General features: G+C 71.5%; 15 protein-coding genes and 1 tRNA gene. 7 read left to right on the forward strand and 9 right to left on the reverse strand.

Translation table 11 applies throughout. From position 1 onward, the window contains the following. Positions 1–7: 7 nt before the first annotated feature. Complete coding sequence (locus AB0230_RS09405; RefSeq protein ID WP_366375491.1) at positions 8–1,768, reverse strand: S16 family serine protease; 1,761 nt, start codon at positions 1,766–1,768, stop codon at positions 8–10. Then, positions 1,768–2,229, reverse strand: a complete 462-nt coding sequence (locus AB0230_RS09410) for a GNAT family N-acetyltransferase (protein WP_363578250.1) — start codon at positions 2,227–2,229, stop codon at positions 1,768–1,770. Before AB0230_RS09410 ends, AB0230_RS09405 begins: the two co-directional genes overlap by 1 nt. Before the next feature lie 89 nt (positions 2,230–2,318). Here AB0230_RS09410 and AB0230_RS09415 point away from each other — a divergent pair, with 89 nt between their 5' ends. After that, on the forward strand, positions 2,319–2,609 hold the full coding sequence (locus AB0230_RS09415; RefSeq protein WP_315995159.1) for a DUF4287 domain-containing protein: 291 nt from the start codon (positions 2,319–2,321) through the stop codon (positions 2,607–2,609). Here AB0230_RS09415 and AB0230_RS09420 read toward each other — a convergent pair. Beyond that, positions 2,606–3,220 carry a MerR family transcriptional regulator gene (locus AB0230_RS09420; protein ID WP_366375356.1) on the reverse strand — a complete coding sequence of 205 codons (615 nt, stop codon included), beginning with the start codon at positions 3,218–3,220 and terminating at the stop codon, positions 2,606–2,608. The genes AB0230_RS09415 and AB0230_RS09420 overlap by 4 nt on opposite strands. Positions 3,221–3,289: 69 nt before the next feature. Here AB0230_RS09420 and AB0230_RS09425 point away from each other — a divergent pair, with 69 nt between their 5' ends. After that, positions 3,290–3,802, forward strand: a complete 513-nt coding sequence (locus tag AB0230_RS09425) for a DUF4188 domain-containing protein (protein ID WP_366375358.1) — start codon at positions 3,290–3,292, stop codon at positions 3,800–3,802. A gap of 4 nt (positions 3,803–3,806) precedes the next feature. Then, the gene (locus tag AB0230_RS09430) at positions 3,807–4,667 is read left to right on the forward strand and encodes a sulfurtransferase (protein WP_366375360.1); all 861 of its coding nucleotides are present in this window, start codon (positions 3,807–3,809) and stop codon (positions 4,665–4,667) included. A 36-nt stretch (positions 4,668–4,703) separates the two neighbouring features. Here AB0230_RS09430 and AB0230_RS09435 read toward each other — a convergent pair whose 3' ends face one another. Together AB0230_RS09435 and AB0230_RS09440 are read right to left on the reverse strand one after the other, a co-directional pair. Next, positions 4,704–6,029, reverse strand: coding sequence for an NAD(P)/FAD-dependent oxidoreductase (locus tag AB0230_RS09435; protein ID WP_366375362.1), 1,326 nt, complete (start codon positions 6,027–6,029; stop codon positions 4,704–4,706). Between the two features lie 109 nt (positions 6,030–6,138). Continuing rightward, entirely contained in the window at positions 6,139–7,593 is a 1,455-nt protein-coding gene (locus AB0230_RS09440) for an amino acid permease (RefSeq protein ID WP_363390915.1), read from the reverse strand. A gap of 142 nt (positions 7,594–7,735) precedes the next feature. Here AB0230_RS09440 and AB0230_RS09445 point away from each other — a divergent pair, with 142 nt between their 5' ends. The 3 genes from AB0230_RS09445 to AB0230_RS09455 all read left to right on the forward strand — a co-directional run bounded on the left by AB0230_RS09445 (position 7,736) and on the right by AB0230_RS09455 (position 10,502). After that, positions 7,736–8,968, forward strand: coding sequence for an aminotransferase class V-fold PLP-dependent enzyme (locus tag AB0230_RS09445; RefSeq protein ID WP_366375364.1), 1,233 nt, complete (start codon positions 7,736–7,738; stop codon positions 8,966–8,968). Positions 8,969–9,184: 216 nt separating this feature from the next. Further along, a complete protein-coding gene (locus AB0230_RS09450) occupies positions 9,185–9,802 on the forward strand; it encodes a histidine phosphatase family protein (RefSeq protein WP_363390921.1) in 618 nt (205 codons plus the stop codon). Positions 9,803–10,076: 274 nt separating this feature from the next. Then, complete coding sequence (locus AB0230_RS09455; protein ID WP_315995167.1) at positions 10,077–10,502, forward strand: MarR family transcriptional regulator; 426 nt, start codon at positions 10,077–10,079, stop codon at positions 10,500–10,502. An 18-nt stretch (positions 10,503–10,520) separates the two neighbouring features. On the opposite strand, the gene AB0230_RS09460 is transcribed toward AB0230_RS09455, so the two are convergent. Further along, on the reverse strand, positions 10,521–12,017 hold the full coding sequence (locus AB0230_RS09460; RefSeq protein ID WP_363390965.1) for an L-serine ammonia-lyase, iron-sulfur-dependent, subunit alpha: 1,497 nt from the start codon (positions 12,015–12,017) through the stop codon (positions 10,521–10,523). Positions 12,018–12,163: 146 nt separating this feature from the next. Here AB0230_RS09460 and AB0230_RS09465 point away from each other — a divergent pair. Continuing rightward, a tRNA-Arg gene (locus AB0230_RS09465) sits at positions 12,164–12,236 on the forward strand. 158 nt (positions 12,237–12,394) lie between these two features. Here AB0230_RS09465 and AB0230_RS09470 read toward each other — a convergent pair. Genes AB0230_RS09470 through AB0230_RS09480 form a run of 3 tightly spaced genes read right to left on the reverse strand, consistent with a single transcriptional unit; the run spans position 12,395 to position 13,766 of the window. Next, the gene (locus tag AB0230_RS09470; protein ID WP_363390967.1) at positions 12,395–12,601 is read right to left on the reverse strand and encodes a hypothetical protein; all 207 of its coding nucleotides are present in this window, start codon (positions 12,599–12,601) and stop codon (positions 12,395–12,397) included. 53 nt (positions 12,602–12,654) lie between these two features. Further along, complete coding sequence (locus tag AB0230_RS09475) at positions 12,655–13,284, reverse strand: asparagine synthase (protein WP_366375367.1); 630 nt, start codon at positions 13,282–13,284, stop codon at positions 12,655–12,657. Between the two features lie 53 nt (positions 13,285–13,337). Further along, positions 13,338–13,766, reverse strand: coding sequence for a YdeI/OmpD-associated family protein (locus tag AB0230_RS09480; RefSeq protein ID WP_366375369.1), 429 nt, complete (start codon positions 13,764–13,766; stop codon positions 13,338–13,340). Between the last annotated feature and the right edge of the window lie 42 nt (positions 13,767–13,808).

The raw sequence follows: 13,808 nt of genomic DNA on the forward strand, positions 1-13,808 counted from the left end.
CGCCCGGTCAGTCGCGCTGCACTCCGCCCGCGAAGGCCAGCACCCGCGCGCGCAGGAACGGCGTCGTGAACACCGCCGAGGCACCCGGGACGGGAGAGGATGCCGCGGCGGACGCCGCATCGGTGAGAGCGCCCCGCAGGAGGGGAAGGGCGGCACCGGTGGCTGTGAGGGCGTCGACCGCCCGGACCGTGTATTCGTCGGCGATCCCGATGCGTTGGGCGACGGCATCCGAGGGGTCGACACCGTCGGGCACCCGCACGGCGGACTGCGCCGACAGCGCCGCGGAGCTGCGCGCGAAGGCGGCGGTCGAGACACCCAGGGCGAGCCACGCTCCTCCCTCGTCAGCCCGCGCGCCCAACGCGTCGCGTGCCGTCTCGAGCGCTGTCGTGCGCAAGCCGTTCAGGTCGTCCGCCGCCAGCGGGCTGTCGCCGCGCCGCGCGTCGTAGGCGTCGGTCGCGGCCACCGCCGCCCGTCGCAGCAGCGACGCGAGACCGTCGAGGTCGGCGTCGGACGCGAGCCCGCCCGCCCCGTCGATGTCGGTGCGCAGTTCCGCGAGGGCCCGTGCGGTCTGTACCGCCGAGGATGCCAGGGCAGCGGAGGTCAGCCCCGCGGCGGCGAGCGAGGGGTCGGCGTCGGCCGCGAGGAACGCCTGCGCCTGCTGGGCGAGCGCGTCGGCCTCGGCCGCCCACCCGATCGCGGCGAGCACCGGATCGGCATCGTCGAGCGACGAGGGTGCCGCTGCCAGTTCACCCAGCAGCGCGTCGGCGTCGGCAACGGCGGCCGTCGCGAGCGTCTGCGCATCCGTCGATGCAAGCGCGGGCGCCGCAGCCGCGGCGGCGGTGTCGGCGGCGGTCGTCGCGGCGGCCCACGCGCCGCCCGAGTCGTCCTCCGCGAGCAGCTGCTCGCCGCGCGCGACCGCCGCCCGCGCCCGGTCGGCGAGGGTGCTTCCGGGCGCGGAGTCGAGCGACGACCGCGCGCGATCCAGCGCATCGTCGACGGCGGTGGCCACGGCATCCGGCACCGCGGGTGCATCCGCCGCCGTGGGCAGGGCCGAGGGCGAGGGGGGAGGCGTCGGGAAGACGGACTCGGGGAGGTCCTCCCCGGTCATGACCGCGTACGCGCTCGCGATGTCGGCGACCTCGGTGATGGTCATCCCCCCGGTCGCGGCGAGCTGATCGAGGTCGACGGCCATGCCCTCGGCATCCACCGCCGTCCGCTGGCCCGCGGGCACGAGGATGGTGTCGATCCCGCCCGCCTCGATCGCTGCCGAGACCTGTTCGGGAAGCCCCGCCACCGGACTCACGGCACCGAGCGGGGTCACCCCGCCCGTGAGCGCGACCCCGGGCTGCACGTCGGCGCCGTAGTACAGCGCGAGCACGCCGACCGCGGTGACCGCCCCCGCCGCGGGGGTGGCGATGCGCGCATCGAAACCGAACGTGTACGCGGTGTCGGGCCGGGCTCCGGTGAGCAGCGTGGCCGCGGTCACGGCCGTCCACGTCGCTGACTGGGTGATTGGGTCGACGCCGCTGACGTCGTTCTCGGTGATGTCGATGCTCAGGTCACCGCCGTCTGCGGAGTCGGCCGTGATGCGCTGGCTGGTCACCCCGCCCTTCTTGCCGCTCGCGTAGAGAACGGGCACGGTCAGCTCCGACCCCGAGAACGACCCGTCGGAGCCCGAGCCGAACCCCAGCGAGAACTTCAGGTCGCATCCCGCCAGAACGAGCACGCAGGCGAGCGCGAGGGCCGCGACCGGCAGCGACCGACGCATCACGCGGTGCCGACGCTGGGCGCGCGACTCATCGGCACGTGCGGGATGCCGTCCTCCGAGAAGCGCTCGCCCGAGACGACGAAGCCGAACCGGCCGTACCACGGCGCGAGGTGCTCCTGCGCGTCGAGCAGGATCGGGATGCCGGGAGCCTCGGCATCCAGGTGGGACACCGCCGCGCGCATGAGGTCGGCGGCGATGCCGCGGCCACGGGCAGCGGCGGCGGTGGCGACCCGACCGATCCGCGTGTTCGACGGCTCGCGCAGGAGACGGAGCGTCGCGAGCACGTCGTCGCCCTCGCTCGCCCACATCAGCTCGGCGCCCGGCTCGATGTCGCGCCCGTCGATCTCGGGGTAGGCGGCCTCCTGCTCGACGACGAACACGCTGACGCGCATCCAGAGGATGCGGTACAGCGTCAGCGGGGCGATGTCGGCGACGGGCGCCCGGTGCAGGGTGACGGCCATCCTTCGACCGTACCGGGGCGTCGCGCACGGCGCGGACGCGACCGCCTCTTCGATGGACGTGGTCGGGACGGCGACGCTAGCCTCGCGTCATGTCGTTCCAGGCGTACCTCGACAACATCGAGACCAAGACCGGGCTCACCCCTCGTCAGTTCCTCGCCCTCGCCGATGAGCGCGGGTTCGGGCCCGGCACCAAGGCCGGCCCCATCCTGCAGTGGCTGAAGGACGACTACGACCTCGGTCGTGGTCATGGGATGGCGCTGGTCCACGTGATCACGAAGGGCCCGAAGATCAGCGACGCGCACGTCGGCCGCCCCGGTCCGCACGGCGACGCGACAGACGAGCTCTGGCTCGACGGCGCCGCGTCGAATCCGCGCGCCTAAGGGGCGCCGGAGCCGAAGCGTCGCGAGGCGGCCACCTGCTCGGCGACGCGACGGAGCGCCAGGATGAGCGGCTCGACGAGCGCCGTGCCCAGCACCACGTAGCGCACGGCGTCCTCGATCGAGGTGTCGGGAGTCGCCGCGAGCTCGGCCTCGGCGAGCGCACCGAGGTGCTCGAGGTAGGCGTCCATGACCGCGTCCGGCACCGTGAACCCCGCTCGATCGAGGGTCGCGAGGGCGTGCGCGACCGCGGCGATCTGCTCGGGGAAACAGTGCTGCGGCGCGCCGCCCATGCGATCCAGCAGCGCGAACGCCGCGGTGAGGTCGAGATCGGTGGAGGCCGCGGGCGTCACAGCGGCGTTGGCCGCACCGAGGAGGTCGTACGGGTTCTCGGGCGGCTCCTCGAGGACCGCGACCACTTTGCGCACGCCCGCGATCCCCACGCCCGCGTCGACGAGGGCGCGGATGACGCCGAGGCGCTGCACGTGCGCCTCGCCGTAGGCGGCCTGCGTAGGGGAGGACCGCTCCCCCTCGGGCAGGAGCTTCTCGCGCAGGTAGTACTTGATCGTGGCGACGGGGACGCCGCTGCGCGTCGCCAGTTCTGAGATCCGCACACTGCCCCCTTGACTCGATAGCAGGACTATCCAACACTGGATAGTGACACTATCGAGTGAGGACGAGCCATGGCATCCATCAATCAGGGTCGGATGACCCACCGCTGGGACGACGAACTGGTCGTCTTCCACATCGGCATGACCGTCAACCGCTGGTGGCGCGTCGACCAGTGGATGCCGTTGATGGGCGACATGCCCAGGATGCTGCGCGAACTCAGCGTCGACCCCGATTCGGGTCTGATGGGCTTCACGATGTTGCTCGGATCGCGCGGCCCCTACCTCGTGCAGTACTGGTCGTCGCTCGACAAGCTCTACGCCTACGCCTCGGCGCCGTCGCACGAGCACCGGCCCGCGTGGACCCGCTTCAACCGTCGAGCGCGGAAGAACCCCGGCGTCGTCGGCATCTGGCACGAGACGTACCTCGTCGACCGGGCCGAGACCATCTACGTCGGCACTCCCCCGATGGGCTTGCCGAAGGCGACGGCCGTCGTGCCGATCCCGTCCCGTCACGACCGGGGTCGTGCACGCGTGGCGGACGGCCGCACGCACAGCGCCCGGGCCGGAGCCGCGGGGTCAGAATGAGCGTATGGAATCGATCCTCACCACTGCCGCCGACCTGAACGCCGCCCTCGCCGCGGGGGCGTATCCCGACGGCGGGCCGGTGCGCGTGCTCGACGTGCGGTGGCGGCTCGATCGCCCCGACGGTCGGCCGGACTATCGTGCGGGGCACGTCCCCGGCGCGCAGTACGTCGCCCTCGACCGCGACCTCGCCGCGCACGGCGTGCCGACCGAGGGCCGGCATCCGCTGCCCTCGGTCCACGACCTGCAAGCGACGGCGCGGCGGTGGGGGATCGATGCAGGCGACACGGTCGTGGTCTACGACGACGCGAACAACATGGCGAGCGCCCGGGCCTGGTGGCTGCTGCGCTACGCCGGTCTCACCGACGTCCGCCTCCTCGACGGGGCCCTGCGGGCCTGGAACGACGCCGGGTACGAACGAGAAGAGGGGGATGCCGCGCCCCCGGCCCCCGGGACGGTCGAACTGACGTACGGCGCCCTGCCCGTCCTCGACTTCGACGACGTCGCCGACTTCGCCGCCGAGGGACTCCTGCTCGACGCGCGCGCCGGCGAGCGCTACCGCGGCGAGGTCGAGCCGATCGACCCCCGCGCGGGACACGTGCCCGGGGCGGTCAGCGCCCCCACGACGGAGAACATCGGCGACGACGGCCGCTTCCGCTCACGCGAGGAGCTGGGATCGCGTTTCCGCATGCTCGGCGCCGAGGACGGCGTGAGCGTGGGGGTGTATTGCGGGTCGGGGGTGACGGCGGCGCACCAGGCCGTGGCCCTGACGCTCGCGGGATTCGAGCCGCGGCTGTACCCGGGATCGTGGAGCCAGTGGTCGAACCACCCCGAGCTGCCCATGGCGACGGGATCCGACCCGCGCTGAGCAGGCTCCCGCGACGAGGGACCCCGCGCCGCGGCGTCAGACCCAGAGGTCGCTGACCGGCACCTCGCGGCCCAGAACGTTCTGCGCGGCGCGGTGCCCGGACAGCATGGCGCCGGGAACCGTCGCCGGGTCGTCTCCCCACGTCGCCTCCCCGGCCAGATGCAGTGTCCCGTCCCCGAGGGGTGCGGCGAGGTCGTCGTGGTCGGCGCCGACCGAGCCCGGCAGCATGTAGGCGTACGAGCCGCGCGAGAACGGGTCGTCCTGCCAACGGGTCACGATCGCACTCTCGGGCTCGGCCACGGCGCCACCGTACAGGCGCCGCAACTGCGCGAGGGTGGAGGCGACGATCTCGTCGTCGCTCCACTCCCGCGTGGCGACGGCGGCAGGACCCGCCGCGAATGTCAGCAGGGCGGGTTCGTCGTGCAGGCGCCCCAGGTCGTACCAGGAGTGCCACCACTCCCCCTCGTCGCCGAGCTGGCGGATGCCGTAAACCCCGGCATCCCAGAACCGTTCGGCGAACCGCAGCACGACCTTCTCGAAGGCGTTCATGCGCAGAAGGCCGAGCGCGCGGGCGTGCGCCGCGGGCAGGGCGGGCTCGAGCACGAGATCGCCCGCGTGCAGCACCCCCACCGGCACCGTGACCACGACGTGCCGAGCGCGGAACGTGCCGCGGGCGGTCTCCACCTCGGCTCCCTCCGACGACCACCGCACGCGCGAGACCGCGTGGTCGAGGCGCACGTCGAGCCCCTCGGCGAAGTTCGAGGCGAGCTCGTCGTAGCCCTGCGGGAACACCACCTCGTCGCCGTTGACGGTGTCGTCGTCGAGCCCGTGGGCGCCGAGGCCGTGCATGCCGATCCCGTACTGCTCCTGGGCCCGACGGTCGTTGTACTCCCGCACGCGCTCCGCGCGTTCGGCGTCCCACCCCTGGGCGGCGAGCGCGCGCTCCACGACCTCACCGTAGGTCGCATCGTCGTCGGCCGCGGCGATGACGTCGACCAGGACGGCGTTCAGCGTTCGGATGTCGTCGGCGTACTGCCGCACGGCCTCCGGGGAGAGACGGCGCCCGGCGGCGTCGAAGTACGTCAGCGGACGAGAATCGGGCTGGTATCCGCCGACCGTGAACTCCACCGTCGGCATCCCGAACGCGCGGGCCGCCTCGGCGACCGGGCTGTCGTCGATGCCGTGGATCCACGACGCGCCGCGATCGGTGACGTGCCCTCCGCTGCGGTCGGTGAAGACGCGCCCGCCGACGCGGTCGCGCGCTTCGAGCACGACCACCCGATGCCCGTGGCGAGCCAGAAGCCGAGCGGCGGCGAGGCCCGAGATGCCCGCCCCGACGACGAGGGTGTCCACCGTGTCCATGCGTCCTCCGCGTGCTCGTGGTGAAGCGACGGTACTGCGGGGCCGGGCCCGGCGGCATCCGCCACCCCGGCGAGCAGACGCGAAGCGGATGGACAGCGCGTACAGCGCGTCAGTCGAGCGGTGCCTCTTCGTCGCGCCGAACGGGAGTGACGCCCTTGCGCCCGTAGCGCAGCCAGAAGAACAAGTAGCACAGGCCGACGAAGGGGATGCCGAAGTACAGGGCCGCGACCTGATTCTCATCGAACGCGATCGCCACGATCGACGCGGTGAGCAGCACGAAGGCGAGGATGGGCACGAGCGGGTACAGCGGCGTGCGGAACGCGAGGGTGGAGACGTCACCGCCGTCGCGGAAGAACTGCCGCCGGTGGAAGAACTGCGCGGCGACGATCGACATCCACACCGCGACCGCCGCGAAGCCGGCGATCGACACGAGCACGAGGTACACGGTCTCGGCGGCGATGACGCTCGAGATGAGCGACACCAGACCGATGGCGAGGCTGACCAGCAGGGCCACCATCGGGATGCCGCGCCGCGTGAGCCGCGTGAAGGCGCGCGGCGCGTAGCCCTCCTCGGCGAGCGAGAACAGCATCCGCGCGCACGAGTAGAGCCCGCTGTTGCCCACCGAGAGCAGCGCCGTGATGACGACGAAATTCATGATGTCGGCCGCGTAGGGCACGCCGACGTACTCGAAGACGTCGACGAACGGGCTCGACGACAGCCCCGCCTGCTCGTAGGGCAAGAGGGCGGCGATGACGACGATCGAACCGACGAACAGCACGAGCAGACGCAGCACCGTCGAGCGCAGCGCCCGCGGGATGTTGCGGCCCGGATCCTTCGTCTCGCCCGCCGCGACGCCGACGAGCTCGGCGCCGCTGAAGGCGTAGAACACCGCGAGGGAGGTGATGAGCACGCCTCCGAGACCCGCGGGTAGCAGCCCGTCGGGCGTGGCGAAGTTGCTGAGGCCGACCGCCGCGTGCGGCTCCGACGACAGCGGCGTGAAGCCGAAGATCGCCATCGTCCCCAGCACGATGAGCGCGACGATCGCGACGACCTTGATGAGGGCGAACCAGAACTCGGTCTCCCCGAACACGCGCGCCGAGATGGCGTTCAGGGTGAACAGCACGCCGGCGAACACGATGCACCACACCCAGACCTCGACGTTCGGGAACCATCGCTGCATGAGGATGCCGGATGCCGTGAACTCCGACCCGAGCGCCACCACCCAGCACAGCCAGTAGAGCCACGCCGTGGTGAAGCCGGTGGCCGGCCCCATCGTGCGCGCCGCGTAGATGTGGAGCGATCCCGAGACGGGATAGGTCACCGCGAGCTCGCCCAGGCAGACCATGACCAACCACACCACGAAGGCACCCAGCAGGTAGGCCAGCACCGCACCGAGGGGGCCGGCCTGGTGGATCGTGTAACCCGAGCTCAGGAAGAGGCCCGAGCCGATGACACCGCCGAGGGCGATCATGACGAGATGCCGGGCATCCATGGCCCGGCGCAGTCGGCGCGGTGCGCCCGCGGGGCCGGACGTATCGAGGGAGGAATCGAGGGGACGACTCATGGAGTGCTCGCATTCATGATCGAGCCCGGAGCCGTCGAGGCGTCCGGGCGACGCAGTCACAGTAGTCGACGGCGGGCCCCGACGCGCCCTCACTACGCTGGACGGGGCGCGCGAGCCGCGCCGCAGAGCGAGAGGGGCCACGATGACGGCATCCGACGAGGTCGCCCCGAGGGCCGTCGTGCGCCCCGACCGCACCGATGCTCCGACCCTCGGCGAGTCGAGTCTGGCCGTGCACGGCGGCATCGAGCTCGACAGCACGCGGTCGCTGCGCACACCGATCGTCATGTCGAACTCGTTCGCCCTCCCCGACGACCCCAGCGAGATCAGCTGGTCGGCCACCGCCCCGGGCCTGTACACGCGCAACACCGGCGTCAATCAGCTGGCGCTCGAGCGCAAGCTCTCCGCGCTGGAGCACGGCGAGGACGTCGTCGCGCTGGCATCCGGAGTCGCCGCCCTGCACGCGGTGTTCTTCACCCACGTGCGCGCGGGAGACCACGTGGTCGTGAGCGACGTCGTGTACGAGGCCACCTGGCGCCTGTGGACCGAGCTGCTCCCGGGCCGCTACGGCATCGAGGCGACCTTCGTCGACGTGACCGATCCGGATGCCGTCCGCGCGGCGATCCGGCCCGAGACGCGGCTCGTGTGCGTCGAGGCGATCGCCAACCCCACCACGAAGGTCGCCGACATCGCGCTGCTGGCCGAGATCGCCCACGCAGCCGGGGCTCTGCTGATGGTCGACTCGACCTTCACTCCCCCGCCGTTCTACCGGCCGCTCGACGACGGCGCGGACCTCGTCGTGCATTCGCTGACGAAGTACATCAACGGCCACGGCGACGCGATGGGCGGAGCGGTGATCGGTCGGGCGGAGCTCATCGAACCGATCAAGGCCGACGCGATGGTCGACGTCGGCGGCATCATCTCGCCGTTCAACGCGTGGATGATCACGCGCGGTTCGGTCACGCTCCCCCTGCGCCTGAGGCAGCATTTCGCCTCCGCCCAGCGCGTCGCCGAGCTGCTCGAGGCCGACCCGCGCGTCGCGTTCGTCGCCTATCCCGGGCTCGCCTCGCACCCCCAGCACGATCTCGCCCGCCGGCAGTTCGGCGGTGCCGCGTACGGCGGCATGATGGCCTTCGCGCTCGACGGCGACCCCGACCTGCAGAACAGGTTCGTGTCCGAGCTGCGGCTGATCACCTCGGGCTTCTCGCTCGGACACGACGACAGCCTCATCGTGCACACGTCCGCCGACGGCCCCCGTACCGCGACCTACCCGGAGCCGTTCCGCCGCTACGGCCACCTGCGTCTGTCGGTCGGACTCGAGGATGCCGACGACCTCCTCGCCGATCTGGTGGCGGCTCTCGATGCCGCCGGGCGATGACGATACCTATGAATCGGGAATGTCCCTCGGCATCCTCTTCCGCTCCGTTACCTCACCGTTATAGAGTGCTCGCACGGTAGTTGTTTTGCTGTGGCAGCTATCGACATGTGATTGCAGGACACTCTGGTGCAGGAAAGGGCCGGTCGGGAATCCTCCGACCGGCCCTTCTTCGTTCGGTCGGGCCGGCGACTCCCTCAGGAGCGGGAGGATGGACGCGTGAAGGATGACGAGCTGACCGAACCCGACGGACGCATCGTGCTGGTGCGACACGGCGAGACCGCGTGGAGCCGCACCGGACGGCACACCGGCCTGACCGACATCCCGCTGACCGAGACCGGCGCCTACAAGGCCGAGCTGGCGGGCACGCTGCTCGCCACCCGACGGTACGACCTGATCCTGTCGAGCCCGCTCCAGCGCGCGGTCGAGACGGCCGCCCGCGCCGGGTACCCCGACGTACGGACCGACGCCCGTCTCGTCGAATGGGACTACGGCGCCTACGAGGGGCTGACCACTCCCGAGATCGTGGAACAGCTCGGCCGTCCGTGGACGATCTGGGAGGGAACGCCCGCCGGCGCGACCCCGGGCGAGTCCGTCGCCGACGTCACTGCACGGGCGGAATCGCTCCTCGCGGAGCTGCGCCCTCGGGTACGGGCCGGTGAGCAGGTCCTGCTGTTCTCGCACGGGCACTTCCTCCGCGCTCTGGCCGGCACCTGGCTGGGCCTGACCGCCGCCGGGGGCCGGTACTTCGTCCTGGGCACCTCCGCCGTGAGCGAGCTGGGCTTCGAGCACGGCTCCGAGGTCATCACGCAGTGGAACCACGTGCGCGGACGCTGATCGCGTCGGGACGGGCCATCCGGGATTCGCAGGATCGTCCCGCCGAATCGGTCACGGAAATATAACGGCGACCTCTTCCCCTCCGTTACCTCACCGTTATAGAGTGCTCGCACGGTAGTTGTTTTGCTGTGGCAGCTACCGACATGTGATTGCAGGACACTCTTGGTGCAGGGACAAGGGCCGGTCGGAAGCCTCTCCGACCGGCCCTTACTCTGTCCAGAGCCTCGGCGTCGACGTCGAGTCCGCGGCATCCGGCTCCCTCTACGCTGAAGGCATGACCGATCGCCGCCTCGCCGTGCAGGCCTGGGAGAGCCTCTTCCGCGCGCAGCACGAGGTGTTCGAAGACATCCGCTCGGATTTCGAGGGCGAAGAGCTCACCCAGGCCGAGTACGACGTGCTCCTCACGGTCACGCGCGCGCCGCGCATGACGGCGCGACTGCGCGACGTGACCGGCAACATGCTCATCAGCCAGCCGAGCGTCTCGCGTCTGGTCGAGCGCATGGTCGCGCGAGGCCTGCTCACGAAGTGCGCCGATCCAGAGGACGGCCGAGGGGCGCTGGTCACCGCCACCGAGGAGGGCGCCGTGACGTTCCGCCGCCTCGCCGCCGCGCACGGACGCTCGATCGCCGACCGTATGGCCCGCCTCACCGACGACGAGCTCGCGCAGCTGCGCGCGCTCACCGCGAAGCTGCGCGACTGACCGGCGTCATCGAGCGGATCAGCACTCGATGACGTTGACCGCGAGGCCGCCCTCGCTCGTCTCCTTGTACTTCGTCGACATGTCGATGCCGGTCTGCCGCATGGTCTCGACCACCGCGTCCAACGACACGTAGTGACTGCCGTCGCCGCGCAGGGCCAGGCGGGCCGCGGTGACCGCCGTCGAGGCGGCGATCGCGTTGCGCTCGATGCACGGGATCTGCACGAGACCCCCGACCGGGTCGCACGTGAGGCCGAGATGGTGCTCCATGGCGATCTCGGCGGCGTTCTCGATCTGCCGGTTCGTGCCGCCCATGACCGCCGTCAGCCCTCCCGCCGCCATCGCGCACGCCGATCCGACCTCGGCCTGGCATCCGCCCTCGGCGCCCGAGATCGAGGCATTCGCCTTGAACAGCGAGCCCAACGCGGCGGCCGTCAGCAGGAAACGACGGATGCCGCGCCTCCGGTTCGCCTCGGCGACCTCCTCGTCATCCCAGTGCGAGACCTCGGAGCGGGTGACGGCGTGACCGTCGTATCCGAGCAACGCGCTGCCCACGAGCTCGCCGTGCGGCGTGACGGCGTTGCCGACACCGAGCCCCGAGTCCGCGAGGAACCGCCACCAGTACATCGCCACCGCCGGCAGGATTCCCGCTGCGCCGTTGGTGGGCGCCGTGACCACCCGCCCGCCCGCGGCGTTCTCCTCGTTCACCGCGAGCGCGAAGGCCCCGAGCCACTCCCCCGGGAGCTCGCGGTGCCCGTCGGCCTCGATGGCATCCAGCTGTTCGCGCATCACGGCGGCGCGGCGCTTCACCTTCAGGATGCCGGGAAGCACGCCGTCGTTGCGCAGACCCGCGTCGACGCAGGCCGCCATCGCATCCCAGATGCGGTCGAGGCCCGCGGCGATCTCCTCGTCGGAGCGCAGTGCCTCTTCGTTCAGACGCGCCGCCTCGGCGATCGTGATGCCGCGCTCGTCGCACAGGGCGAGGAGCGTTGCGGCGTCGTCGAAGGCGAGCGGCATCGGTGCGGCCGCCACCGGGGCGGGTTCGCCCTCACGGCGGATGAAGCCGCCGCCGATCGAGTAGAACGTCTCCTCGACGAGCACGCCGCCGTCGCGGTCGCGCGCGACGAGGGTCATGGCGTTGGGATGACCGGGAAGCCGCGTGCGCGGCTCGAGGGCGATGTCCGCCTTCGCGAAGGGGATCTCGTGCGTGCCGGCGAGCGCCAGCGGGCGCCCGTCCGGCCAGTCCGACCACGCGCGGCGGACGGCATCCGGGTCCACGGTCTCGGGCTCGAGGCCCTGCAGACCCGCGACGACGGCGTCGGGGGTGCCGTGACCGATGCCGGTCGCGCCCAGCGAGCCGTAGAGGGCGCAGGAGACGGATGCCACCCGCTCCAGGGCTCCGCTGCCCTGCAGTCGTGCGGCGAAGGAGAACGCGGCCCTCATGGGGCCGACGGTGTGGGAGCTCGAGGGTCCGATCCCGATGGAGAACAGCTCGAACGCGGAGGTGTATGCGCTCATCCCGCCAGCGTACGTCGCCGACTCGACACCTGCCGGTCATCACCGCGCCACGCCCGGGATGCACGTGGTTCGGGGCCGATTAGACGTCTCCCGGGGTCCCGGCTATGCTTGACCACGGCCTGCGCGCCGTTTCGCGCGGAGGCCCTGCGCCCGTAGCTCAATGGATAGAGCATCTGACTACGGATCAGAAGGTTAGGGGTTCGAGTCCCTTCGGGCGCACACTGTGTTGAGACAGTGACAAGCCCCGGCTGAGAAGAAATTCTGAGCCGGGGCTTTTTCCGTTTCCCACGCAGGTCGTCGACGAGTGCGCGCGTCGGCTTCGGCGCGTGCCGGCCGGGCCGACCGTGCCTCGGGCGCGGATGCCGCGCTGCGAGACGTCAGGCCGAGGCGCCGCCCCGGTGGGCGGCGTCCGTGGCGGCCGAGTTCAGCTGCAGGATCGCGATCGCTTCGTGCAGGGAGCCCAGCGGCGCCTCGATGTCGTCGTAGTGGTGCACGAAGCCGTTCGCGTCGCGCGCGCTCACCGAGACCAGGGCGTATCCGGGTCGTGCCACCCGGGCCGTGCGTCCGAACCGCCGTTGCGCCATGGCATCCCTCTCGCTCGCCGCCGAGGCTACCCCTCCGCTCCTGTCGCGAGAGGTCAGCGCGCGGGGGACTTCTTCTTCTTGTCGCTCTTGGCGCTCTTGTCGGGCGCAGCGACGTCGTCGTCCACGGCCGCGGGCCGCTCTTTCGCCCGGCGCTTCGCCTGCGAGGCGAGACGGGCGAGGTCGACCATGCGCAGGGCGTCCATGCGCGCCTTGCGCATCTGGGCGTACTCGGGGTCGGCGTCGGCGGTCATCCCCTCGACGTCCAGCCGCTGGCGGAGGTTGGCCTCGACGTCGCCCCACGCGGCGATGCGGGCGTCGGCGACGAGGGTCTTCACGCGATCGGGGTCGTCGGCGAGAGCGCGCAGTTCCTTCGCGACCCCGCGCGACTGCTTCGCACGGCGGCGGAGGTTGCGGGTGTCGCGGTCGCGGTAGTCGTGGGTGCCCGAGGAGTCGGAGAAGCGCCCCCACGCGCGCTTGCGCTGGTGCGTCACCCGCTCGGCCGCTTGGTCCTGCTCGTCGGCGAGGGAGCGGAGGGTGTCGCGGGCCAAGTCCGCGAACACCTCGTTGTCGAACTGCCCGCCGCGGGCGATCGTGTCGACCAGGATGCGATTGCGCACGGTCAAACGCGCCGCGGCCGTCGCGATCGACAGCCCTTCGGCGATGGCCTCCTTCGTGCGCCCCACGGGACCTCCCCTCCCAGGCTATCGTCCGGGGCGGACGGCGCAGCGCTCAGCGGTCAGGACAGCTTCGACACGATGGCCGCGACGCGACGAGCGCGCGTGTCGGCAGCCTTCGCCGACTCCACGTTGGCCACATGCGCCTTGCGCGCGCTGGGGGCGAGGGCGTCGAACGCGGGCCGGACCCCGGCTTCCGCGAGCGCCGTCGCGAGATCGTCGGGAACCTCTGTCGTGCGGGGCGCCGTGTCGAGGGTCAGCTCGACGGTGATGGCATCCCCACCCGAAAGGCCCGTCGCCTTGCGCTTGTCGGCGGAGAACGGGATGAGCGAGCGACCGCCCATCGCACCGATCGTGCTCGAGAAGACGTACCCGTCGACGTCGACCGTCACGGCGGCGCGCTTGCCGCCGCCGAGGGCCTCGATGACCTCCGGGGGCACCTCGATGCCGGTGTTGTTTCCCATCTGCGACAGTGTCGTCTCGAAGCGCATGAGGGGAGTGTGACAGAAACGCAGCTAGGTGAACACTGCGGG

This window comes from Microbacterium sp. NPDC089190 (assembly GCF_040701795.1).
Taxonomy (GTDB): domain Bacteria; phylum Actinomycetota; class Actinomycetes; order Actinomycetales; family Microbacteriaceae; genus Microbacterium; species Microbacterium galbum.

Bases quoted from the DNA above. Each gene is read 5' to 3' on its own strand.
- AB0230_RS09435 (WP_366375362.1), bottom strand. From the start codon at position 6,029: ATGGACACGGTGGACACCCTCGTCGTCGGGGCGGGCATCTCGGGCCTC.
- AB0230_RS09455 (WP_315995167.1), top strand. From the start codon at position 10,077: ATGACCGATCGCCGCCTCGCCGTGCAGGCCTGGGAGAGCCTCTTCCGC.
- AB0230_RS09470 (WP_363390967.1), bottom strand. From the start codon at position 12,601: ATGGCGCAACGGCGGTTCGGACGCACGGCCCGGGTGGCACGACCCGGA.
- AB0230_RS09425 (WP_366375358.1), top strand. From the start codon at position 3,290: ATGGCATCCATCAATCAGGGTCGGATGACCCACCGCTGGGACGACGAA.
- AB0230_RS09440 (WP_363390915.1), bottom strand. From the start codon at position 7,593: ATGAGTCGTCCCCTCGATTCCTCCCTCGATACGTCCGGCCCCGCGGGC.
- AB0230_RS09415 (WP_315995159.1), top strand. From the start codon at position 2,319: ATGTCGTTCCAGGCGTACCTCGACAACATCGAGACCAAGACCGGGCTC.
- AB0230_RS09460 (WP_363390965.1), bottom strand. From the start codon at position 12,017: ATGAGCGCATACACCTCCGCGTTCGAGCTGTTCTCCATCGGGATCGGA.
- AB0230_RS09445 (WP_366375364.1), top strand. From the start codon at position 7,736: ATGACGGCATCCGACGAGGTCGCCCCGAGGGCCGTCGTGCGCCCCGAC.
- AB0230_RS09410 (WP_363578250.1), bottom strand. From the start codon at position 2,229: ATGGCCGTCACCCTGCACCGGGCGCCCGTCGCCGACATCGCCCCGCTG.
- AB0230_RS09430 (WP_366375360.1), top strand. From the start codon at position 3,807: ATGGAATCGATCCTCACCACTGCCGCCGACCTGAACGCCGCCCTCGCC.
- AB0230_RS09405 (WP_366375491.1), bottom strand. From the start codon at position 1,768: ATGCGTCGGTCGCTGCCGGTCGCGGCCCTCGCGCTCGCCTGCGTGCTC.
- AB0230_RS09480 (WP_366375369.1), bottom strand. From the start codon at position 13,766: ATGCGCTTCGAGACGACACTGTCGCAGATGGGAAACAACACCGGCATC.